This window comes from Kitasatospora sp. NPDC087314, from assembly GCF_044744365.1.
Lineage (GTDB): Bacteria > Actinomycetota > Actinomycetes > Streptomycetales > Streptomycetaceae > Kitasatospora.
The window spans coordinates 349887-370811 of the sequence record NZ_JBIUYE010000007.1 but is presented as its reverse complement, the minus strand read 5'-3'; the positions used below and the strand labels follow the sequence as shown (position 1 = coordinate 370811).

Sequence of the window (20925 nt, the reverse complement as noted above, 5' to 3'; positions counted from 1 at the left end):
GCACCCATCCGGGTGCACCCGACTCGCGCCGTCGCCGGGGCGCGCTTCTCATGGGGTGTGATGCGACACACACCATGAGGAGGGACCTCCATGCCCGTAGCCGCCCGTGCTCGTTGGGTCCTCGCCGCTGCGACATCCGTGGTCCTGGTGGCCACCGGGTGCAGCAGCGGCGGCGGAGGAAGCGGTTCGCCGGACGCCAGCAAGACCTTCAGCTACCAGAGCAGTGAGCCGCAGAACCCGCTGCAGCCCGCCAACGCGAACGAGGTCGGCGGTGGTCGCATCATCCAGAACCTCTTCAAGGGGCTGGTGGACTACGACCCCAGTACGGCGAAGATCCGGATGCAGGTCGCCGACAAGATCGACACCAGTGACGCGCAGACCTTCAACGTCACGCTGAAGGACGGCTGGAAGTTCCACGACGGCACACCGGTGCACGCCAAGAACTTCGTGGACTCGTGGAACTGGAGCGCGACCACCAGCAACAACCAGATCAACAGCTCCTGGTTCTCCGACATCGAGGGCTACAAGGACGTCCACCCCGCCAGCGGCCAGCCGACCGCGACCAAGATGTCCGGGCTGACCGTCGTCGACGACCTGCACTTCACCATCAAGCTGGCCAATAAGGTCTCGTACTTCGAGTACAAGCTCGGCTACATCGCCTTCTCGCCGCTGCCGGACGCCTTCTTCAACGACCCGGCCGGGTACGGGCAGAAGCCGGTGGGCAACGGCCCGTACCAGTTCGTCAGCTGGACGCACAACACCCAGGTGGTCACCAAGGCCTTCGCGGACTACCAGGGCGTGGACAAGCCGAAGAACGGCGGCATCGTCTTCAAGATGTACACCACGTCCGAGGCGGCCTACGCCGACCTGCAGTCCAGCAACCTGGACGTGATGGACCAGGTGCCGCCGTCGGCGCTGGCGACGTACAAGAGCGACCTCGGCGACCGGGCGATCGACGCCCCGCAGGGTGCCATCCAGAACATCGGCTTCACCCTCTACCAGGCCGACTGGGCCTCGCCCGACAAGGCCAAGGTGCGCCAGGGCCTGTCGATGGCGATCGACCGCGACACCATCACCAAGACGGTGCTGCAGGGCTCCCGCAAGCCGGCCACCGCCTGGGTGGCCGAGGGCGTCGAGGGCTACAAGAGCGGCGCCTGCGGGGACTTCTGCACGTTCGACCCCGCCAAGGCCAAGCAGCTGATCACCGAGGGCGGCGGCGTCCCCGGCAACAAGCTGACCATCACCTACAACGCGGACGGCGGCCACAAGGAGTGGGTCGACGCGGTCTGCAACTCGATCCGGCAGAACACCGGCGTCGACTGCCTCGGCGACCCGAAGCCCGACTTCAAGACGGCGCGCGCCGCGATCACCGGGCACCAGGTCAACGGAGCCTTCCGCACCGGCTGGGTGCAGGACTACCCGCTGAACGCCAACTTCCTGTCCGACGTGTACCGCACCGGCGCGGCCTCCAACGACTTCGGCTACAGCAGCCCGCAGTTCGACCAGGCGGCCACCAAGGCCGACGAGGCCCCCAGCGTCGCGGACACGGTGGCCGGCTACCAGCAGGCCGAGGCGGTGCTGCCGAGCGGGATGCCGGCGATCCCGCTCTGGTACTACCGCACCAACTCGGGCTACTCGTCCAAGGTGCAGAACGTGGCGTTCGACTCCTTCGGCAACCCGGCCTGGACCCAGGTCGAGGTCAAGGGCTGAGCTCCTGAGGGCGTCGGCCCCTCACGCCGGCCCCGCCCTTCCCGCACGGAGGGCGGGGCCCGGCCTCTCGGCCGACCGGCCGCGGCCGGTCGGGTACCTAGGAAGGAGGCTCGGATGGGCAGTTACGTGCTGCGGCGGGTGCTGCAGATGATCCCGGTGTTCTTCGGCACCACGCTGCTGATCTTCCTGATGGTCTACACGCTGCCGGGCGACCCGGTGGCGGCGCTGTTCGGCGAGAAGGCCGCCGACCCGGCCGTGGTGGCCAGCATCAAGCATCAGTACTACTTGGACCAGCCGGTCTGGAAGCAGTACCTGCACTACATGGGGAACCTCTTCCAGGGGGACTTCGGGACCAGCTTCACCGGCCGTCCCGTCTCCGACATCATGGGGAACGCCTTCCCGGTCACCATCCGGCTCGCGCTGCTGGCCTTCGCCTTCGAGCTGATCCTCGGCCTGGCCCTGGGCCTGGTCTCCGGCCTCAGGCGCGGCAGCATCCAGGACACCCTGGTGCTCGTCCTGACCCTGGTGGTGATCTCGATCCCGGTCTTCGTGCTGGCCTACATCGCGCAGACGATCTTCGCCACCAACCTCGGCTGGGTCACCCCGACGGTGCAGGACTCCCGGGACCTCTCCCAGCTGATCCTGCCCGCGATCGTGCTGGGCTCGCTCTCGCTCGCGTACGTCGCCCGGCTCACCCGGACGTCCATCGGCGAGAACCTGCGGGCCGACTACATCCGCACGGCGGTCGCCAAGGGCCTGCCCCGGCGGACCATCGTCTCCCGGCACCTGCTGCGCAACTCGCTGATCCCGGTGGTCACCTTCCTCGGCACCGACCTCGGCGCGCTGATGGGCGGGGCGATCGTCACCGAGGGCATCTTCAACGTGCAGGGCGTCGGCAACGTCCTGTACCGGGCCATCAACCAGAAGGAAGGCCCGACCGTGGTCGGCATCGTGACCGTCCTGGTGATCGTCTACCTGGTCGCCAGCCTGCTCGTCGACCTGCTCTACGCGGTCCTGGACCCGAGGATCCGCTATGCCTGACGTCCACGACGAGAACTCGTACGAGCCGCACCCCAAGCCCGGGATCTCGCACCTCGACTACGCGGGGGAGCAGGGCATGGCGGTCGAGCAGGGCACCCTGGTCGAGGCCGACCCGGTCAAGCGGGAGGAGGCCCGCAGCCTCTGGGGCGACGCCTGGCGGGACCTGCGCAGGCGGCCGATCTTCCTGATCTCGGCCGTGCTGATCCTGCTGCTGGTCGTGATGGCGATCTTCCCGTGGGCGTTCACCGACGCCGACCCGCGCAAGGCCGACCTGGTGCACAACTACCTCAGGCGGCCGGACTGGACCGACTTCTTCGGCGCCGGCTGGTTCGGCTACGACGGGCAGGGCCGGTCGATCTACGCCCGGGTGGTGTACGGCGCCCGGGCCTCGATCACCGTCGGCATCTGCGTCACCCTGGCGGTCACCGTGCTCGGCGGGCTGACCGGCATGGTCGCCGGCTACTTCGGCGGCGGCATCGACGCGGTGATCTCCCGGATCATCGACATCTTCTTCGGCATCCCGCTGCTGCTCGGCGCCCTGGTGCTGCTGAACGCCTTCACCACCCGCACGGTGTGGAGCGTGGTCATCGCCCTGGGCGTCCTCGGCTGGACCCAGATCGCCCGCGTCATGCGCGGTGCGGTGCTGACCGTCAAACAGTCCGACTACGTGGTGGCCGGCCGGGCGCTCGGCGCCGGGACGGGGCGGCTGATGTTCCGGCACATCCTGCCGAACGCGATCGCCCCGGTGATCGTGGTCGCCACCATCGCGCTCGGCGGCTACATCGCCACCGAGGCGACGCTGAGCTTCCTCGGCATCGGTCTGCAGGACCCGACCATCTCCTGGGGCATCGACATCTCCTCCGCCCAGAAGGTGATCCGCACGGCGCCGTTCGCGCTGTTCTTCCCGGCCGCGGCGCTCTCCGTCACCGTGCTGGCCTTCATCATGCTGGGCGACGCGGTCCGCGACGCCCTCGACCCGAAGCTTCGCTGAGCGAGGGGGAACGCATCGTGACCACAGCTGTGGACTCCACCAGGTCCAAGCGGGACGCACCGTACGAGGGGCCGTTGCTCGACGTCCGCGACCTGCACGTCGAGTTCGTCACCCGGGACGGCGTCGCCAAGGCGGTCAACGGGGTCGACTACAGCGTCCGGGCGGGGGAGACCCTCGCGGTGCTGGGCGAGTCCGGCTCCGGCAAGTCGGTGACCGCGCAGGCGATCATGGGCATCCTGGACATGCCGCCGGCCCGGATCCCGCGCGGCGAGATCCGCTTCCGAGGCCGGGACATGCTGAAGATGGGCAAGGAGGAGCGGCGGAGGATCCGCGGCCAGAAGATCGCGATGATCTTCCAGGACGCGCTGTCCTCCCTCAACCCCGTGCTCAGCGTGGGCTTCCAACTCGGCGAGATGTTCCGTGCCCACCAGGGGGCGTCCCGCAAGGAGGCCAGGGACAAGGCCGTCGAGCTGATGGACCGGGTGCGCATCCCCGCGGCCAAGCAGCGGGTGAACGACTACCCGCACCAGTTCTCCGGCGGCATGCGCCAGCGCATCATGATCGCCATGGCGCTGGCCCTGGAGCCGGACCTGATCATCGCGGACGAGCCCACCACCGCCCTGGACGTCACCGTCCAGGCCCAGGTGATGGACCTGCTCGCGGAGCTCCAGGCCGAGTACAACATGGGCCTGATCCTGATCACCCACGACCTCGGCGTGGTCGCCGACGTCGCGGACAAGATCGCCGTGATGTACGCCGGGCGGATCGTCGAGACCGCCCCGGTGCACGAGCTCTACGCGCGCCCCGCCCACCCGTACACCCGCGGCCTGCTCGACTCCATCCCGCGGCTGGACCAGAAGGGCCAGGAGCTCTACGCCATCAAGGGCCTGCCGCCCAACCTGCTGCGGATCCCCAAGGGGTGCGCCTTCAACCCGCGCTGCCCGCGGGCCCAGGATCGTTGCCGGGCCGAGGTGCCGGAGCTGTACCCGGTCACCGAGGACGACGGCGCCCCGCTGGCCGGGCGGGGCAGCGCCTGCTTCTTCTGGAAGGAGACCCTCCATGACCGTTAACGGGTCCAGCGCACTGGGCGCGGCCGTGCCGGAGGAGGCCGCCTTCGCCCAGGTGGTGCCGCGCGGCGAGCCGATCCTCGAAGTCCGGGACCTGGTCAAGCACTTCCCGCTGACCAAGGGCATCCTGCTGAAGAAGCAGGTCGGCGCCGTGAAGGCGGTCGACGGGGTCACCTTCGACCTGATGCAGGGCGAGACGCTGGGCATCGTCGGCGAATCAGGCTGTGGCAAGTCCACGCTGGCCAAGGTGCTGATGAACCTGGAGCCGGCCACCGCGGGCTCCGTCCGGTACAAGGGCCAGGAGATCTCCCGGCTCTCCGGGGCGGCGCTGAAGGCCGTCCGCCGCAACATCCAGATGGTGTTCCAGGACCCGTACACCTCGCTGAACCCGCGCATGACGGTCGGCGACATCATCGGGGAGCCGTACGAGATCCACCCCGAGGTGGCGCCCAGGGGCGACCGCCGCAAGGCCGTCCAGGACCTGCTGGACGTGGTCGGGCTCAACCCCGAGTACATCAACCGCTATCCGCACCAGTTCTCCGGCGGGCAGCGCCAGCGCATCGGCATCGCGCGGGGGTTGGCGCTCAAGCCGGAGGTCATCATCTGCGACGAGCCGGTCTCCGCGCTGGACGTGTCGGTGCAGGCGCAGGTGATCAACCTGCTGGAGCAGCTGCAGGGCGAGTTCAACCTCTCGTACATGTTCATCGCGCACGACCTCTCCATCGTCCGGCACATCTCGGACCGGGTCGGCGTGATGTACCTCGGCAAGATGGTCGAGATCGGCAGCGACGCGGAGATCTACGACCACGCGACCCATCCGTACACCCAGGCGCTGCTCTCGGCCGTCCCCGTGCCGGACCCGACGGCCCGCGAGTCGCGGGACCGGATCGTGCTCACCGGGGACGTGCCCTCGCCGGCCAACCCGCCGTCCGGCTGCCGCTTCCGCACCCGCTGCTGGAAGGCGCAGGACCGCTGCGCCGCCGAGGTCCCGCTGCTCGCCGCGCCCTCCTGGCTGGACGGGGCGGCCCGGCACGACTCGGCGTGTCACTTCGCGGCGGAGCGCGATGTCGAGCAGAGCGCGCCGGAGCGCGAGGCCGGGGAGGCCGGCTCCGGGGCCGACTGACCACCCGGTGGACGCCGCCCGACGCGGCGGCGGCACCCAGGGCGCGTCCTCGCACCGAGGGCGCGCCCTTTCCCGTGATGCAAAAGAGACGTCCCGGCGGATTCCGCAAAGGCCTTCCGGTCGTTGATAGTTGCTCTGCGCCAATCGGCGGTCACTGCTGCGCTGGGGAGGGCTGCTCACCATGGCTGACCTGACGAACTCGTCCCGGAGCAGGGGCGGTGAGCCGCGGATGGACGCGGTGGAGGTGATCGGCGGCGGTCGGGAGAACCTGGTGCCCGGCACCCCGCTGCTGGAGGTCGACGACCTGCACGTCGAGTTCGTCACCCGGGACGGCGTGGCCAAGGCCGTCAACGGGGTGAGTTACTCGGTGTCGGCCGGTGAGACGCTCGCGGTGCTGGGCGAGTCCGGCTCCGGCAAGTCGGTGACCGCGCAGGCGATCATGGGCATCCTGGACATGCCGCCCGGCCGGATCACCGCCGGTCGGATCCTCTACCGCGGCGAGGACCTGCTGACCATGGGCTCCAGGGCCCGGCGGGCCGTCCGCGGCCAGAAGATCGCGATGATCTTCCAGGACGCGCTGTCCGCGCTCAACCCGGTGCTCAGCGTGGGCTACCAGCTCGGCGAGATGTTCCAGGTGCACCACGGCGTCAGCCGCAAGGAGGCCAGGGAGAAGGCCGTCGAGCTGATGGACCGGGTGCGCATCCCGGCCGCCAGGCAGCGCGTCGGCGACTACCCGCACCAGTTCTCCGGCGGTATGCGCCAGCGCATCATGATCGCGATGGCGCTCTCCCTGGAGCCGGACCTGATCATCGCGGACGAGCCCACCACCGCCCTGGACGTCACCGTGCAGGCCCAGGTGATGGACCTGCTGGCCGAGTTGCAGCACGAGTTCCACATGGGACTGATCCTGATCACCCACGACCTCGGGGTGGTCGCCGACGTCGCGGACACGATCGCGGTGATGTACGCGGGCCGGATCGTCGAGACGGCGCCGGTGCGCGAGCTGTACGCGCGCCCGGCCCACCCGTACACCCGCGGCCTGCTGGACTCGATCCCCCGGCTGGACCAGAAGGGGCAGAACCTCCACGCCATCAAGGGCCTGCCGCCCAGCCTGCTGCGGATCCCGCAGGGCTGCGCGTTCAACCCCCGCTGCGACCGGGTGCAGGACCGCTGCCTGACCGAACTCCCGCCGCTGGTACCGGTGGTGGCCGCGGACGGGGCCGAGCTGCCGGGCCGCCGCAGCGCCTGCCACTTCTGGCGGGAGACCCTCGACGGCTGAGGGTGCCGCAGCGCCGCCGTCGCCTACCGCTCGAAGCCGACGTTCTCCCAGACGATGTCGGACAGCCCCTGCGCGCCGATGTTGGCGAGGTTGGCGCGGGCGCCGTACAGCTGCGGACGCTGGTAGAGCGGCAGCACGCCGGCCACCTTCCACAGCTCGCCGTCGGCCTGGTTGATCGCCTCCGAGGCGGTCGCCGCATCGGGCGCGGCGGCGGCCCGGTCGAGGGCGGTGTCCACCGCCGGGCTGCCCGCGCCGACGTGGTTGGTGCCGCCGTTCTGGACGAAGTTGGCGCGGGTGCCGCTGGCCGGGAAGGGCGTGCCGAGCAGCGAGTAGGCGGCGATGTCGAAGTCGTTGCGGTTGACGTACCGGTCGAAGAACTCGTTCGCGGCGGCGGTGACCGTGGTGACCTTGATGCCGACGTCCTTGAGCATCCGGGTGGCGCTGGCGGCCTCGTTCTGGGCCTGGGTGACGCCGGCCGGGACGACCATCCGCAGGTTGAGCTCGCGGCCGTCCTTCTTCCGGACGTCGCCGTCGAGCGTCCACCCGGCCGCGTCCAGCTTGCGGGCGGCCTCGGCGGGGTCGTAGCGGCTGAGGCCGAGGGAGTTGTCCCGGTAGGCGTTCTGGTTGGCGACCAGCAGGTGGTTGTTGAGCGGGACGGCGGGCCAGTCCAGGCCGTTCAGGTCGGAGCGGATGACGGCGTCCCGGTTGATGGCCTGGAAGACGGCCTGGCGGACGGTCGCGTCGCTGAGCACCGGGGTGCGGGCGTTCAGGGTGAGCTGGCGGAAGTCCGGCCCGCCGGCCCGGCGGACGGCGGCGCCCTTGGTGTTCTTGATGGTCTGGTACCCGGTCACGTCCGGGCCGTTGTTGAAGAGGTCGATCTCGCCCTTGGCGAAGGCGGCGGCCATGGCGTTGGGCAGCATGGCGTGGAAGACGATCCGGTCCAGCATCGGCTTGTCGCCCCACCACGAGGGGTCGGCGACCAGGGTGACGGTCTGGGCGGCGCGGTCCAGCCGCTCGACCTTGAACGGGCCGGCGGTGACCGGGATCGCGTCCAGGTAGGCGGAGTTGAACAGCTCCGGGGTGGCGATCCGGCTGGCGGGCAGCAACGGGGCGTTGGCGGCGCCGTTGAACATCGACTGCCACTCGGAGAACGGCCGGTCGAAGGTCATCACCGCCTGGAAGTCGTCCTTGCCCCGCTCGACCGAGGAGACCTGTTCGAAGCCGGTGCTGCTGGAGGGCCGGTAGGCCGGGTCCTTCCCGTTCAGGGCACGCCAGTTGGCCTCGATGTCGCGCCAGGTGATCGGGGTGCCGTCGGACCAGTGGGCCTTCGGGTTGAGCGTCCAGACGACCACCTGCCGGCCGTCCCGCAGCTCCGCGTGGGCGTCCTGCAGGTAGGCGGGGTTGACGGTCTGGGTGCCGGCCGCGTCGGAGCGGAAGAAGGTCGGCAGCAGCGGCTTGGTGACGCTGATCGTCGAGGACTCGCTGCCGTCGGTCTGGATCGGCGACCACTGGTGGGAGAACTGGGTGATCGCCAGGTGCAGGGTGCCGCCCCGGCGCAGCCGGGATCGGTCGAGCGGGTTGATGTCGATCGAGGTGAGCTTGGGGATCCCGGCGGCCGTCAGCCCGTTCGCGCCGCCGTCGCCCTGACCGGAGGCGCACGAACAGAGCGTCAGCGAGAGCGAGAGTGCGGTGAGGCCGGCGAGCAGAGCCGGCCGGTACTGGAGGCGGCGGCTCATCGGCGTGCTCCCCGAGGTGGCTGTGACGGAAGGTGTGGCGTCACATCTTGCTGACCGGAAGGGGGAGTTGTCGAGGGGCGGGCCGGGATCCGGCCCGCCCCCCGATCGGCGCGGTCGTCGCTCAGACGACGGTGAACTTGAAGGTGCGGTCCTTCTCACCGGTCTTGTCGAGCAGCGGGGTGATGGCGTCCGCGACGTCCTGCGGGGTGATCGCGGCGGTCTGGCCATTCTTCTTGACCTTCACCTTGTCGAACACGCCGTTCAGCTGGCCGTTCAGCGCGTCGAGGTCCCACTTGGGCACGATCTTGCCGGAGGCGTCCGGGGCGAGCGTGAGCGTCTTGGCGGCGACCAGCTTGCCGAAGCCCCACTTCTTGGCACCGGCCACGACGTACACGTTGCCGTTGACCGCGGACTTGCCGAGGCTGTCCGCGGCGGCCTGCAGGGCCTGCGGGGAGACCTTGGGCTGGGCGGCCGTGACGGCGAGCGCGATCGGCTGGTCGGGCTTGCCGGCGGCGCGGTCGCGGTAGGCCTGCTCGACCACGTCGAGGGCGCTCGCCGAGTCGATGGCCTGACCGGCCCGGCCGGGCACCACGATCGGGTCGCCGTTGTCGCCGAACTTGACGTAGCCCTCCTGCAGGCCCTGGCCCGAGCCGGAGGCCAGGGTGTCCAGCGCGGCCTTGAGCTTGGCCCGGTCGACCTTGACGTCCGGTGCGACCGCCTTGGTGCCGCCCTTCAGCGACTTGATGACGTCGACCGGGTTGTAGCTGTGCTGGGCGAGGCCGTCCACGGTGCCCGTGGTGTCGAAGCTCAGCCCGGCGACGGTCGGGTCGAGGTTCAGCGTCTGGTCGCCGACCTTCAGCTTGAGCGGCTGCTGGCCGGCCTTGCCGACGGTCTCGTCGAGCTGGTGGATCGCCTGGTCGCGGCCGTTGCCACCGATGTCGGTGCCGAGCACCACGGTGCCCTTGGGGACGTCGGACTGGTTGAGCATCAGGCCGGTGCCGTACGCGGCGGCGCCGAGGAACAGCACACCGCCGATGCCGTAGACGCCCAGCTTGACGAGCTTCTTGCCGGCGCCGCCGCGCTTGGCCTTGCCGGGCGCGGCCTTGGCCTTGGCCGGCTGCGGTGCGGGCGGGACCGGCGCGGACTGGGCGCCCTCGGGCCGGGGGCCGGGGGTCGGCAGCGGGGTGAGCTCGGTGGCCTCCGGGTCCCGCCCGGGCTGCTGCGGCTGGCCGGGGGCGGCACCGGGGGCGCCCGGGAAGAGGCCGCCGGGGGCCGGGGTGGCGAAGGCGTCCTGGCCGGGCGTGGCGGGGCGCTGGGCGGCGAACGGATCGGCGCCGGCCGGGGCCGAGGCGAACAGGCCCGGCTGCGGGCGGGCTTCGCCGCCGTGCGGGGCGCCGTGCTGCGGCAGACCGGGTATGGCGGCGGGCGGCGGGGTGCCCTCGCGGATCGGCTCGAAGCCGTCGACCGAGGTGTCCTCGGGGTCGGCCGCGCCGGCCGCCGGGCCCTGCGGGCGGGCGCCCGGGCGCGGGCCCTGCTGGGGCCGGCCGTTGGGCTTCCGGCCGTTCGGCTGGGCGCCGTTCGGCGGGGTGCCCTGCTGCGGGCGGGCGTCGCGCCGGCCGCGGGCCTCGGCCTCGGGCGCCATCGGGGCGAACGGGTCGGCGACGGGCGGGACGAAGGGGGCGGCGGCCTCGTACACGCCGGGCTCCTCGGCCGGGGGCTGCGCGCCGGGGCCGGGGGGGAACGGTGCGGCGGGTGCGCCGTTCGGCTTCGGCCCCTTGGTCTGGGCGGGCACCGGGCGGCCGTTCGGACGGGCCGCGCCCGGGGCGGGGCGGGCGCCGTTCTGGCGGGCACCGGTGGCCGGGGCAGCCGGGGCGGCCGTCGGCCGGGGCTCGGCGGCGGCGGGCGCGGCCGGGGCCTCCGGTGCGTCGGCCGACCCGGCGGTCGGGGCCGACTCGGCGCCCTTCTTCTGCCGGGGCCGGAACCAGGCGCCGGTGGACTCCGACTCGGAGGTCGCCGGCGGGATCGGCGGGATCTGCCACTCCGGCGGCAGGTTCGGCGGGGTGGCCGTCTGGGCGCCGCCGTCCATCACCCCGAGGACGGGGGAGGCGGGCGCGGAACGGTGCCGCGGGCCGCCAGGCTCGGGGGCGGGCGCCGGGGCCTCGTCACCCGGGCCGTCCTCGTTCTTGACGGTGCTGCGGACCACGACCGGCGGGATCGGGCGCGACCCGGGGATGTTGATCCGGACCCGGGTGGTCAGGGTGGTCTCGGTCTTCGGGCCGTCGTCCTCGCCGCCTGACGCGGCGCCCTGGGCGGCACCGGTCCGGTCGCCGCCCGGGAGCCCCGGTGTGCCGTAGGGCGGGGTGCCCGACGGGTAGGCGTCCGGGCCCGTACGCCGGGGCGTCGGGTGGGCGTTGTCAGATTCGCGGCTGCTCAATGCTGCTCTGCTCCGGGTTCGCGGGCGGGCCGTGCGGCGCGACCGCGGTTCGTGGTCGCCGGGCCTGGGCGGGCGGCGGTCGGGTACGGCGTTCTGCGGGACCACCATACTGGGAAGAACTGAGCGGCGAACGGCATCGGACAGATCCTGATACGTCCGGTTCCTCCGGTATGAGAGTACGGCCGTGTACTCCTGACTGCGCGTCGTGCACGGCGCCGTACGCGCCCCGCGGGTGGGGTCAGCGCGGCGGTCCGGGTACGCCCGGGAACCAGCTGCCGCGGGTCGGCAGGGTGGCGCAGATCACGCCCAGGACCGAGCCGGTGAACAGCCAGCCGAGCGAGGTGGCGTTGGACCACAGCACGTTGTCGCCCTCCGGCCGGGGCACGATCACCAGCAGCATCGCCAGGAACCAGCCGGCCGCGGGCAGCGCCGCACCCAGCCGGGTGCCGGTGACCCGCAGGCCCGCGTAGAAGGTGGCGCCGGTCGCGGCGAGCGACAGCAGGACCCCCACGGGCGGCCACAAGGCCTGCACAAAGGATCCGCAGACCGACACCGCGATGCCCAGCAGGAAGAACAGGACGTAGGCCGCGATCCGGGCCGCGCGTGGGGGCTGGGACTCGGCCAGTCGCTCCTCGCGGGTGCCGAGGACGGTCGCCGGGAACGAGCGGCGCGGCGGCGGGGCGGCGGCGGGCTCGGTCATCGGACGCTCTCCTCGGCGGGGGTGTGCAGCGGGTCGGTGTCGGGTGCCAGGCCCGCGAACAGGTCGTCCTCGGGCCGGTCCGGCCCGGCCTGGCCGCGTACCAGCTGGTAGTACTCGGTGGCGAGCAGCGGCTGGCCGAGGTGGTTGGAGAGCGCGAAGGAGGCGCCGTCCACGGTGATCTGGGTGACGTGCGCGGCCATCGCGGCCGCCTTGTGCCCGGCGTACGCGGAGCCGTCCAGCACGGTGGTGACCACCTCGTCGGCCACCACGCCGGGGACGTCGGCCGGTTGGGCCACCCCGGGGAAGGACGCCCTGGCGGCGGTCTCGGCGAGCCCGGCCTCGATCACCGAGCGGGGCATCCGGTTCCAGTACACCTTGGCGATCCGCCAGGCCGGGCCCAGCTCCGGGCGGTGCACCGGATCGGCGGCCAGCTCGTACGCGCGCATCGCGACCCGGTGCGCCTGGATGTGGTCCGGGTGTCCGTAGCCGCCGTTCTCGTCGTAGGTGACCAGTACCTGCGGCCGGACCTCGCGGATCACCGCGACCAGGTGGCCGGCCGCCTCGTCCACGTCGGCCCGCCAGAAGCAGCCGGGTACGTCGTTGTCGGGCACGCCCATCATCCCGGAGTCGCGGTAGCGACCCGGGCCGCCGAGGAAACGCAGGTCGGTGACGCCGAGCGCGCGCATCGCCTCGGTCAGCTCGCCGATCCGGTACGCGCCGAGGGTGCCGTCCCGATCGGCCGTCAGATGGGCCAGCCCGGGCGGGATCACCTCGCCGCCCTCGCCGAGGGTGCAGGTCACCAGGGTGACGTGGGCGCCCTCGGCGGCGTACCGGGCCATGGTGGCGCCGTTGCCGATCGACTCGTCGTCGGGGTGGGCGTGCACCAGGAGCAGGCGGCGGCCGGTAGTCGCGGTCATGGGGGAAAGCCTAGAGCCTGTCGTCACGATGGCGGCCGTGGTGGCGGGGTCAGAGCTTCAGGCCGTTGATCATCCCCGCGAGGTTGCTGGTGACCTGGCTGATCGACGGGGCGATCGAGCTGGAGGCCAGGTAGAAGCCGAGCAGTGCGCAGATGATCGCGTGCGCGAGCTTCAGGCCGGAGCGGCGGATCAGCACCACCACGATGACCAGCATCAGCATGGCTGCGGAGACGGACAAAGCCATGTCGGCTCACACCCCTTCTCGGGTGCGCCACCCGGGGAGGGCGGCGGTGGGACCGTGCGGGACCTGAGGTCGGGTGACCGGGGCCCGGGACGGGACCCGACGATCACCGCCCGACCAGTCATACCCGATGGGTAAGGGGAGCATTACACACGGTGAGTCTCCGCAGGCCGGGGCACTGCGGCACTCGTGGGGCGCATGGGCCGGTCGGAGGGGGTATGCGCCCCTTTGGGGGGTACTTGGGAACGATGCTCCGAACGAGTGATCACCAGGCTCCCGACAGCGGGAGCGGGGCGTCGTAGGGTCTGGTGCCATGACCTCCCACACCCCTGCGGACACCTTCCCCCGGCAGTACGCGCGTACCCTGCGCTACACCGTCGGCGCGCCCCGCTCGTTCTCCGTCGCACCGGACGGCTCGCGGGTCGTCTTCCTGCGCTCCCGGTCGGGCGGCGACCGGGCCAACCTGCTCTGGACCCTCGACACCGCCACCGGTGAGGAGCGGATCGCCGCCGACCCGGCCGTGCTGCTCGGCGGCGGCGAGGAGGACCTCTCGCCCGCCGAGAAGGCCCGCCGCGAGCGCAGCCGCGAAGGCTCGGCCGGCATCGTCGGCTACGCCCTGGACGCGGCCGGCCGGCTGGCCGCCTTCGCCCTCTCCGGCCGGCTGTTCACCGCCGACCTGGACTCCGGCGTCACCGCCGAACTGCCCGCCCAGGGACCGCTGTTGGACCCGCGGGTCTCCCCGGACGGCAGCCACGTCGCCTACGCCAACACCGCCGGCGAACTGCGGCTCACCCGCACCGACGGCACCGCCGACCGGGCGCTCGCCGAGCCCGACGGCCCGAACGTCACCTGGGGGCAGGCCGAGTTCCTCGCCCAGGAGGAGATGGGCCGCGACCGCGGCTTCTGGTGGTCCCCGGACGGCGACCGGCTGCTGGTCGAGCGCGCCGACGACTCCCCGGTGCGTCGCTGGTGGATCGCCGACCCGGCCAACCCGCAGCGCGAGCCCGCCGAGATCGCCTACCCGGCCGCCGGCACCGCCGACGCCGAGGTCGGCCTCTGGGTGTTCGACCTGGACGGCGGCCGCACCGAGGTGGTCTGGGACCGGGTGGCCTTCCCCTACCTCGCCCGGGTGCACTGGTCCACCGGCGGCGTGCCGCTGCTGCTCGTCCAGGCCCGCGACCAGCGCAGCCAGCGGATCCTCGGCCTCGACGTGGCCACCGGCGCCACCGAGGTGCTGTTCGAGGAGCGCGACGAGGTCTGGCTGGAGCTGTTCCAGGGCGTCCCGGCCTGGACCCCGGACGGCAGGCTGGTCCGGATCTCGGACGACGCGGGGGTGCGCGCGCTGGTGATCGGCGACCAGGCCGTCACCGGGGCCGACCTGCACCTGCGGTCGGTGGTCGCGGTCACCGACGACGAGGTGTTCTTCAGCGCCTCCGGCGGCGCCGGGGAGACCGACCCCGAGCCCGGCTGGATCGCGGTGGGCCGGATCAGCCACGACGGCAAGCGGCTGGCCTGGGAGTCTTCCAACGGCCGTCCGTTCACCTCCGTCACCAGCGCCGTGCACGCGGGCGGGATCACCGTGCGCGCCACCGCCGAGCCGGACCTGCCCGGCACCCTCGTCCAGGTCGCCCGCGACCTGCCCGAGGGCGTGGTCGTCGACGACGTCGCCACCATCGCCTCGCACGCCGAGACCCCGGTCATCACCGCCCGCCCGGTGTTCCGCTTCGCCGGCGAGCGCCGCATCCCGGCCGCGGTCTTCCTGCCCACCGGCTACGACCGCGAGCGGGACGGCCTGCTGCCCGTCCTGATGGACCCGTACGGCGGCCCGCACGGCCAGCGCGTCGTCCAGGCGCACAACCCGCACCTCAACTCGCAGTGGTTCGCCGACCAGGGCTTCGCGGTGGTCGTCGCCGACGGGCGCGGCACCCCCGGCCGCAACCCGGCCTGGGAGAAGTCCATCGCCTTCGACTTCGCCGGGGCCACCCTCGACGACCAGGTCGAGGCGCTGCAGGCGCTCGCCGAGGAGTTCCCGCTGGACCTCGGCCGGGTCGCCATCCGCGGCTGGTCGTACGGCGGCTACCTCGCCGCACTCGCCGTGCTGCGCCGCCCGGACGTCTTCCACGCGGCCGTCGCCGGGGCGCCGGTGACCGACTGGGAGCTGTACGACACCCACTACACCGAGCGCTACCTCGGCCACCCGGCCGAGCGGCCCGAGGTGTACGCGGCCAACTCGCTGACCGGGTACGCCGCCGGGCTGGAGCGGCCGCTGATGATCATCCACGGCCTGGCGGACGACAACGTGGTCGCCGCGCACACCCTGCGGCTGTCCTCCGCGCTGCTCGCGGCCGGGCGCCCGCACACCGTGCTGCCGCTGTCGGGCGTCACCCACATGACGCCGCAGGAGGAGGTCGCGGAGAACCTGCTGCTGCTCCAGGTCGACTTCGTGAAGCGCGCGCTGGGGGCGTGAAGCCCGACAGGTAGCCCCTGACCGGCGGATGCGGCGGCCGGGCCCCGTCACGCGCACCGGCGTGACGCGGGTACCGGCCGCCGGCATGACATCCGTCATGACGAAGGCACGACGGCGGACACTGCCGCCGCATCCCGCCCGCACGGGACCCTGACGTGGTGCGAACGACACCGGACGCGACACCACCAGGGCAGAGGAGCGGGGCGATGGGGACCGAAGTGGCGGCCTTCCGCGGCGTCGGCAAGAGCTACGGGCGGGTGCGCGCCGTGGACGATCTCAACCTTGTGCTGCGGTCGGGTGAGACCGTCGCCCTGCTCGGCCCGAACGGCGCCGGCAAGTCCAGCAGCCTGGACCTGCTGCTCGGCCTGCGCGAGCCCGACCAGGGCAGCGTCACGCTGTTCGGCGGCACGCCGCGGGAGGCGATCGCGGCCGGCCGGGTCGGCGCGATGCTGCAGAGCGGCGGGCTGATGGCCGACGTCAAGGTCCGCGAGCTGGTCCGGCTCGCCTGCGACGTGCACCCGCGCGGTCGGTCGGTCACGGGGGTACTGACCGACGCCGGGATCACCGAACTGGCCGAGCGCCGGGTCGACAAGCTGTCCGGCGGCCAGGAGCAGCGGGTCCGCTTCGCGCTCGCGATCGCCGGCGAGAGCGACCTGATCGTGCTGGACGAGCCCACCACCGGCATGGACGTCAGCGTCCGGCAGGCGTTCTGGGCGAGCATGCGGGCGCAGGCCGACGCCGGTCGCACGGTGCTGTTCGCCACCCACTACCTGGAGGAGGCGGACTCGATCGCCGACCGCGTCCTGGTCCTGCACCGGGGCCGGCTGATCGCCGACGGCAGCTCCGCCGAGATCAAGGCGCGCGCCGGGGCCCGTCGGGTCGCCTTCGAACTCCACGACGCGGACGGCGAGTTCGAGGAGAGCGTGCTGCGGATGCTGCCGGGCGTGCAGTCGTTGGACGTCACCGCCCGGGTGCCGGGGGTGCGGACGGTCCGGATCCGGACCGCGGACGCCGACGCGAGCGTCGCCGGGCTCTACCGGGCGGGTCTGTACCCGCGCGGGCTGGAGGTCACCGGCCTCGGCCTGGAACAGGCCTTCCTGACCATCACCGGCGAGCAGGACCAGTACGAGGCGGCGAAGGAGAGCGCGCGATGACCACCCTGATCCGGCTGGAGATCCTGCGGACCCTCCGCAACCGGCGCTACCTGCTCTTCACCATCGCCTACCCGGCGCTGATGTACTTCTTCTTCATCCACGCCTACGACTCTTCCAAGCCGGCCGGCGGCCTGCCGGTGAAGACCTACTTCATGGTCTCGATGGCCACCTTCGGCGCGGTCGGCGCGGTGCTCACCGGCAGCGCGCAGCGGATCTCGCTGGAGCGCAAGAGCGGCTGGGTGCGCCAGCTGCGGCTCACCGCGCTGCCCGGGCGGGCGTACACCTTCGGCAAGATCGCCGCGAGCGCGGTGACCACGCTGCCGGCGATCCTGGTGGTCTTCGCGGTCGGCGCGAGCCAGGGCGTGTCGCTGAGCGCCCCGCAGTGGATCGGCCTGACGGCGGCGCTGTGGCTGGGCAGCTTCGTGTTCGCGGCGCTCGGGGTGGCGCTCGGGTACGCGGCGGCGCCGGACTCGGTGCAGACCATCGTGATGATCACCTACATGGTGATGGCGCTGTTCGGCGGGACGTGGTTCCCGGTGAGTGGTTCGCTGGAGAAGTTCGCCCGGTTCAACCCGGTGTACCTGTACAACAAGCTGGCCACCTTCACCCAGCCCGGGCACTCCCTGGACACCGTCGCGGTCGCCGGACTGGCCGCCTTCCTCGCGGTGTTCGTCGTCGCCGCGGCGGCGCTGTACCGCCGCGACACCCGCCAGGCATGATGACCTCCATGAATGACGCGCGCCGGGCCCACCCCTTCGACGAGCACCCGGAGGCGGGCCCGGCGCGCGCGTCGTTCATGAACGTCCCCGGCTCCCCGGTGGAGACCCGTCGGCAGATGCTGGTCAAGATCGCCTGGATGCTGCTCTGGATGATCTACCTGGCCTACCCGGTGGGGAACCTGCTGCACGGGGGCCACAGCCTGGCCGGCGAGGTGCTCGGCTGGGCCTGCCTGGCGTTCTTCGTGGGCGGCTACGTCCTGCTGGTGATCTTCCGCTCGACGGCGGGGATGCGGCCGCGAGCCTGCCGAGCCGTCGTGGCGGCCATGGTGGTGTTCGCGATCGCGTCCGCCTGCGTGCTCGGCGGAGCCTTCCTGACCCTCTTCATCTACGCCTCGGTGTGCGTCGCGATCATCACGCCGGCCCGGTACGCGCTCCGCGCGCTCGGCGGCATGGCGGCCCTCACCGCCACGGTCGGCCTGCTCATCCACGCCGGCGGGGACGACATCGCGACCTTCACGCTCAGCGCCTTCCTCTCCGGCATCGCGATGACCGGCCTGCAGCGGTTGGTCGCCACCATGAAGGAACTGCGCGAGGCCCGCGCCGCGGTCGCCCACCTGGCCGCCTCCGAGGAGCGGCTGCGCCTCGCCCGCGACCTGCACGACCTGCTCGGGCACTCGCTGTCGCTGATCACGTTGAAGAGCGAACTGGCCGGGCGGTTCATGGACGCCGGCAAGGACGAGGCGGCGCGGGCGCAGGTCGCCGACATCGAGCAGGTCGCCCGGCAGTCGCTGATCGACGTCCGGGAGGCGGTGACCGGCTTCCGCCGCCCCACCCTGCCGGTCGAACTCGCCGCCGCCCGTACCGCGTTGGCGGCCGCGCAGGTGCGCCTGGAGGCCGCGCCGGAACTGGCCGAGGCCTGGCCGGGGCTCGCCAACGAGGAGTCGGGCGCGCTGGCCTGGGCGCTGCGCGAGGCCGTCACCAACATCGTCCGGCACGGCGAGGGCGCCACCGTCTGCACCGTCACGGCCGACGAGAGCTGGGAGGCGAGCGGCGAGCGCTACGCCGTCCTGGAGATCGCCGACAACGGGCGCGGGCCGGGCAAGTCCCAGCCGGGGAACGGGCTCTCGGGCCTGCAGGAGCGGCTGGCGCTGGTCGGCGGGCGGCTGGAGAGCGGGCCGGGGGAGCGGGGCCGGGGCTTCCGTCTCCGGGCCTCGGTGCCCCTGCGGACGGTCGCCGCACCGGTTGCCCCGCAGCCGTCCGAGAAGTCCTAGACCGTCCGGCCCGGACCTCGGCCCGGGAACCCGGCGGCCCGGGCCGATCGTCCCTCCGGACATGGCTACCGTTCTCGTACTCGGCTTCGACCCGCACACCGTCCCCGGTCTGGACGGCGACACCCTGCGGGCCGGCCTCGACGCCGAACTCGCCCGCTTCGCCGACCACGGCATCGACGCCGCCATGACCCTGATCGCCCCCGACGCGAGCGCCGAGCCCGCGATCGTCGCCGCCCTCGCCGGACGCCCCTGGGACGTGGTCGTCATCGGCGGCGGCATTCGCAAGCCGGAACCGGCCCTGACCTTCTTCGAGCACGTGGTGAACCTCGTCCGCCGCCACGCCCCCCAGGCCGCCATCGCCTTCAACACCAGCGGCGCCGACTCCGTCGAGGCCGCCCAGCGCTGGCTGTGACGCGAACCGGAGCGGGAAGTCGGCCCGGCCGACTTCCCGCTCCGGTCACCACGTACTGCGGCGGCGTGCTGAACCGGCTGACAGCCGGGGTACCGGCCGACCCGTCGGGTGCGGGACGGCCGCCCGGGTGCCGCGACCCGGTGGCCGGGGCGGTCAGCCGCCGTCGGCGAGGTGGCGGCGGAAGCGGAGGGCGGGGCGGTCGTCGATGGTGAGCCTCCCGACGACGGTGAAGGCGTTGCGGGTGAGGACGGCCGCGGAGGCGGCGTTGTCCAGCGTGGTGACGGCGGTCAGCGAGGTCAGGCCGTAGGCGGTGGCGGCGAGGCGGCAGACCTCGGCGACGGCGGCGGTGGCGACGCCCCGGCCGGCCGCGGCTTCACCGACGCGGTAGCCGAGCTCGGCGCCGCCGCCCTCGACGTCGACCAGGTTGAGGCGGCCGAGCAGGGTGCCGGCCGGGTCGAGGATGAGGTGGAAGTGGCAGGTGCCGGCCGCCTGTTCGGCGAGGAGGGCGGCATGGCGGGCCGGGAAGTCGGTGAAGTAGGCGTCACCCCGGTCGGGGACGGTGCGCGCGAAGTAGGCGCGGTTGGCCTCCTCGAAGGCGAGGAGCGCCTCGGCATGGTCGGGTCGGAGTCGTTCCAGGCTCAGCATGCCGCCAGTCTGGCCCGCAGGGCGGCGGTGAACCACTCGAATACCTCCCGCAGGCTGTCCGGGACGGGCCAGCCGTTGATCGCCGCGAGCAGGTGCCAGTAGCGCTCCGCGCGCGCGTCGTTGGCGGTTTCCAGGCGGGTGAGCAGCCACTGGCGGAGGGCGGCGTCGTCCGGGCGGCCGAAGGTCTCGGCGTACGCGGCGGTCAAGCCGGCGAGGACGGCGTCGGCCTCCGGCGCGGACGGCGCGATGCCGTCGGCCAGCGCGGCGCCGACCAGCGAGCGCACCGTCGCGGTGAGGTCGTGGTGCAGCCCGGTGGTGTCGCCGTCGGCCCGTTCGGTGGCCTGGTGTTCGGCCATCGCGCGGATCGCCGCGCGGAAGTCCGGGTCCTGGACGAGTTCGCCGAGCTCGACCCACGCCTCGACCTGCTCCGCGCCGGGCTCGTCGGGCAGCTCGGGCATCGCGGAGCGGAGCATCGCGACGAACTCCGGGTTGGCGTCCAGTCCGCCGAAGGTGTCGTCGATGAAGTCGTGGACGAGGCGCCGGCGTTCGGCGTCGGAGAGCTTGGCGAGCTTGTGCATGAGTGTCGTCTCCTCTGGTGTGGACGCGCGTTGGGCGACGGCCCGTAGGACGGCGCGGCGCAGCCGCAGGGTGCGGATCTGGACGTCGATCGCCTCGGCGTGCGCGGCGGCGACCTCGTGCAGCGGGGTCTCCCGTTCCAGGACGCGGCGGATGGCGGCCAGGTCGAGGCCGAGTTCGCGCAGCGTGCGGACGAGGTCGAGCCGGGCGAGGGCGTGGACGTCGTAGCGCCGGTAGCCGGCGGTGGTGCGGTCGGTGGGCGGCACGAGGCCGGTGTCGGCGTAGAAGCGGATGGTCTTCACGGTGAGCCCGGTGCGCCGGGCGAGGTCGCCGATCGAGTAGCGGGCGTCGTTGCCGTCCATGGGGTCCAGCCTGGCGTCTCCCCCTATGGGAGACGCAAGCTACGGGAGATGCAAGCTGCGGGGGACACACGTGCACGCCC

General features: G+C 72.4%; 18 protein-coding genes. 11 read left to right on the top strand and 7 right to left on the bottom strand.

Going from position 1 to position 20925, the window contains the following annotated elements; genetic code table 11:
* The first annotated feature begins 90 nt into the window (after nt 1-90).
* From ACIO5E_RS18095 to ACIO5E_RS18070, 6 genes are all read left to right on the top strand, one after another.
* Nucleotides 91-1710 (top strand): ABC transporter substrate-binding protein, encoded by a 1620-nt coding sequence (locus ACIO5E_RS18095; protein ID WP_400668575.1) that lies wholly within the window; start codon nt 91-93, stop codon nt 1708-1710.
* A gap of 114 nt (nt 1711-1824) precedes the next feature.
* On the top strand, nt 1825-2751 hold the full coding sequence (locus ACIO5E_RS18090) for an ABC transporter permease (RefSeq protein WP_400668573.1): 927 nt from the start codon (nt 1825-1827) through the stop codon (nt 2749-2751).
* 76 nt (nt 2752-2827) lie between these two features.
* A complete protein-coding gene (locus ACIO5E_RS18085; RefSeq protein ID WP_400668759.1) occupies nt 2828-3742 on the top strand; it encodes an ABC transporter permease in 915 nt (304 codons plus the stop codon).
* A gap of 17 nt (nt 3743-3759) precedes the next feature.
* The gene (locus ACIO5E_RS18080; protein WP_400668571.1) at nt 3760-4812 is read left to right on the top strand and encodes an ABC transporter ATP-binding protein; all 1053 of its coding nucleotides are present in this window, start codon (nt 3760-3762) and stop codon (nt 4810-4812) included.
* A complete protein-coding gene (locus tag ACIO5E_RS18075) occupies nt 4802-5932 on the top strand; it encodes an ABC transporter ATP-binding protein (protein ID WP_400668569.1) in 1131 nt (376 codons plus the stop codon). The genes ACIO5E_RS18080 and ACIO5E_RS18075 overlap by 11 nt, the downstream gene beginning before the upstream one ends.
* 229 nt (nt 5933-6161) lie before the next feature.
* A complete protein-coding gene (locus ACIO5E_RS18070) occupies nt 6162-7211 on the top strand; it encodes an ABC transporter ATP-binding protein (protein WP_400668757.1) in 1050 nt (349 codons plus the stop codon).
* Between the two features lie 23 nt (nt 7212-7234).
* Here ACIO5E_RS18070 and ACIO5E_RS18065 read toward each other — a convergent pair whose 3' ends face one another.
* The 5 genes from ACIO5E_RS18065 to ACIO5E_RS18045 all read right to left on the bottom strand — a co-directional run bounded on the left by ACIO5E_RS18065 (nt 7235) and on the right by ACIO5E_RS18045 (nt 13242).
* Nucleotides 7235-8947 carry an ABC transporter family substrate-binding protein gene (locus ACIO5E_RS18065; RefSeq protein ID WP_400668567.1) on the bottom strand — a complete coding sequence of 571 codons (1713 nt, stop codon included), beginning with the start codon at nt 8945-8947 and terminating at the stop codon, nt 7235-7237.
* Between the two features lie 121 nt (nt 8948-9068).
* The gene (locus ACIO5E_RS18060) at nt 9069-11381 is read right to left on the bottom strand and encodes a hypothetical protein (protein ID WP_400668565.1); all 2313 of its coding nucleotides are present in this window, start codon (nt 11379-11381) and stop codon (nt 9069-9071) included.
* Nucleotides 11382-11619: 238 nt separating this feature from the next.
* Complete coding sequence (locus tag ACIO5E_RS18055; RefSeq protein ID WP_400668563.1) at nt 11620-12081, bottom strand: DUF6113 family protein; 462 nt, start codon at nt 12079-12081, stop codon at nt 11620-11622.
* Nucleotides 12078-12998, bottom strand: a complete 921-nt coding sequence (gene mshB, locus ACIO5E_RS18050; RefSeq protein WP_400668561.1) for an N-acetyl-1-D-myo-inositol-2-amino-2-deoxy-alpha-D-glucopyranoside deacetylase — start codon at nt 12996-12998, stop codon at nt 12078-12080. Before mshB ends, ACIO5E_RS18055 begins: the two co-directional genes overlap by 4 nt.
* A gap of 49 nt (nt 12999-13047) precedes the next feature.
* Nucleotides 13048-13242 (bottom strand): DUF2304 family protein, encoded by a 195-nt coding sequence (locus ACIO5E_RS18045; protein WP_063347949.1) that lies wholly within the window; start codon nt 13240-13242, stop codon nt 13048-13050.
* 310 nt (nt 13243-13552) lie between these two features.
* Between ACIO5E_RS18045 and ACIO5E_RS18040 the strand changes: the two genes are divergently transcribed.
* The 5 genes from ACIO5E_RS18040 (at nt 13553) to ACIO5E_RS18020 (ending at nt 19262) form a co-directional block, all read left to right on the top strand.
* Nucleotides 13553-15706 carry a prolyl oligopeptidase family serine peptidase gene (locus ACIO5E_RS18040; RefSeq protein ID WP_400668559.1) on the top strand — a complete coding sequence of 718 codons (2154 nt, stop codon included), beginning with the start codon at nt 13553-13555 and terminating at the stop codon, nt 15704-15706.
* A gap of 206 nt (nt 15707-15912) precedes the next feature.
* On the top strand, nt 15913-16860 hold the full coding sequence (locus ACIO5E_RS18035) for an ABC transporter ATP-binding protein (RefSeq protein WP_400668556.1): 948 nt from the start codon (nt 15913-15915) through the stop codon (nt 16858-16860).
* The gene (locus ACIO5E_RS18030) at nt 16857-17579 is read left to right on the top strand and encodes an ABC transporter permease (protein ID WP_400668553.1); all 723 of its coding nucleotides are present in this window, start codon (nt 16857-16859) and stop codon (nt 17577-17579) included. The genes ACIO5E_RS18035 and ACIO5E_RS18030 overlap by 4 nt, the downstream gene beginning before the upstream one ends.
* An 8-nt stretch (nt 17580-17587) precedes the next feature.
* Nucleotides 17588-18850, top strand: a complete 1263-nt coding sequence (locus ACIO5E_RS18025) for a sensor histidine kinase (RefSeq protein WP_400668551.1) — start codon at nt 17588-17590, stop codon at nt 18848-18850.
* A 61-nt stretch (nt 18851-18911) separates the two neighbouring features.
* Nucleotides 18912-19262, top strand: coding sequence for a hypothetical protein (locus tag ACIO5E_RS18020; protein ID WP_400668549.1), 351 nt, complete (start codon nt 18912-18914; stop codon nt 19260-19262).
* Between the two features lie 153 nt (nt 19263-19415).
* Here the strand turns inward: ACIO5E_RS18020 and ACIO5E_RS18015 are convergent, their stop codons facing one another.
* Both ACIO5E_RS18015 and ACIO5E_RS18010 read right to left on the bottom strand, forming a co-directional pair.
* Nucleotides 19416-19907 carry a GNAT family N-acetyltransferase gene (locus tag ACIO5E_RS18015; RefSeq protein ID WP_400668547.1) on the bottom strand — a complete coding sequence of 164 codons (492 nt, stop codon included), beginning with the start codon at nt 19905-19907 and terminating at the stop codon, nt 19416-19418.
* Entirely contained in the window at nt 19901-20845 is a 945-nt protein-coding gene (locus ACIO5E_RS18010) for a MerR family transcriptional regulator (RefSeq protein WP_400668545.1), read from the bottom strand. Before ACIO5E_RS18010 ends, ACIO5E_RS18015 begins: the two co-directional genes overlap by 7 nt.
* Nucleotides 20846-20925: the final 80 nt, after the last annotated feature.

What these genes read in the sequence shown, in the direction of transcription:
- ACIO5E_RS18095 (WP_400668575.1), top strand. Translation starts at nt 91, where the DNA reads ATGCCCGTAGCCGCCCGTGCTCGTTGGGTCCTCGCCGCTGCGACATCC.
- ACIO5E_RS18090 (WP_400668573.1), top strand. Translation starts at nt 1,825, where the DNA reads ATGGGCAGTTACGTGCTGCGGCGGGTGCTGCAGATGATCCCGGTGTTC.
- ACIO5E_RS18085 (WP_400668759.1), top strand. Translation starts at nt 2,828, where the DNA reads ATGGCGGTCGAGCAGGGCACCCTGGTCGAGGCCGACCCGGTCAAGCGG.
- ACIO5E_RS18075 (WP_400668569.1), top strand. Translation starts at nt 4,802, where the DNA reads ATGACCGTTAACGGGTCCAGCGCACTGGGCGCGGCCGTGCCGGAGGAG.
- ACIO5E_RS18070 (WP_400668757.1), top strand. Translation starts at nt 6,162, where the DNA reads ATGGACGCGGTGGAGGTGATCGGCGGCGGTCGGGAGAACCTGGTGCCC.
- ACIO5E_RS18065 (WP_400668567.1), bottom strand. Translation starts at nt 8,947, where the DNA reads ATGAGCCGCCGCCTCCAGTACCGGCCGGCTCTGCTCGCCGGCCTCACC.
- ACIO5E_RS18055 (WP_400668563.1), bottom strand. Translation starts at nt 12,081, where the DNA reads ATGACCGAGCCCGCCGCCGCCCCGCCGCCGCGCCGCTCGTTCCCGGCG.
- mshB (WP_400668561.1), bottom strand. Translation starts at nt 12,998, where the DNA reads ATGACCGCGACTACCGGCCGCCGCCTGCTCCTGGTGCACGCCCACCCC.
- ACIO5E_RS18045 (WP_063347949.1), bottom strand. Translation starts at nt 13,242, where the DNA reads ATGGCTTTGTCCGTCTCCGCAGCCATGCTGATGCTGGTCATCGTGGTG.
- ACIO5E_RS18040 (WP_400668559.1), top strand. Translation starts at nt 13,553, where the DNA reads ATGACCTCCCACACCCCTGCGGACACCTTCCCCCGGCAGTACGCGCGT.
- ACIO5E_RS18035 (WP_400668556.1), top strand. Translation starts at nt 15,913, where the DNA reads ATGGGGACCGAAGTGGCGGCCTTCCGCGGCGTCGGCAAGAGCTACGGG.
- ACIO5E_RS18030 (WP_400668553.1), top strand. Translation starts at nt 16,857, where the DNA reads ATGACCACCCTGATCCGGCTGGAGATCCTGCGGACCCTCCGCAACCGG.
- ACIO5E_RS18025 (WP_400668551.1), top strand. Translation starts at nt 17,588, where the DNA reads ATGAATGACGCGCGCCGGGCCCACCCCTTCGACGAGCACCCGGAGGCG.
- ACIO5E_RS18020 (WP_400668549.1), top strand. Translation starts at nt 18,912, where the DNA reads ATGGCTACCGTTCTCGTACTCGGCTTCGACCCGCACACCGTCCCCGGT.
- ACIO5E_RS18015 (WP_400668547.1), bottom strand. Translation starts at nt 19,907, where the DNA reads ATGCTGAGCCTGGAACGACTCCGACCCGACCATGCCGAGGCGCTCCTC.
- ACIO5E_RS18010 (WP_400668545.1), bottom strand. Translation starts at nt 20,845, where the DNA reads ATGGACGGCAACGACGCCCGCTACTCGATCGGCGACCTCGCCCGGCGC.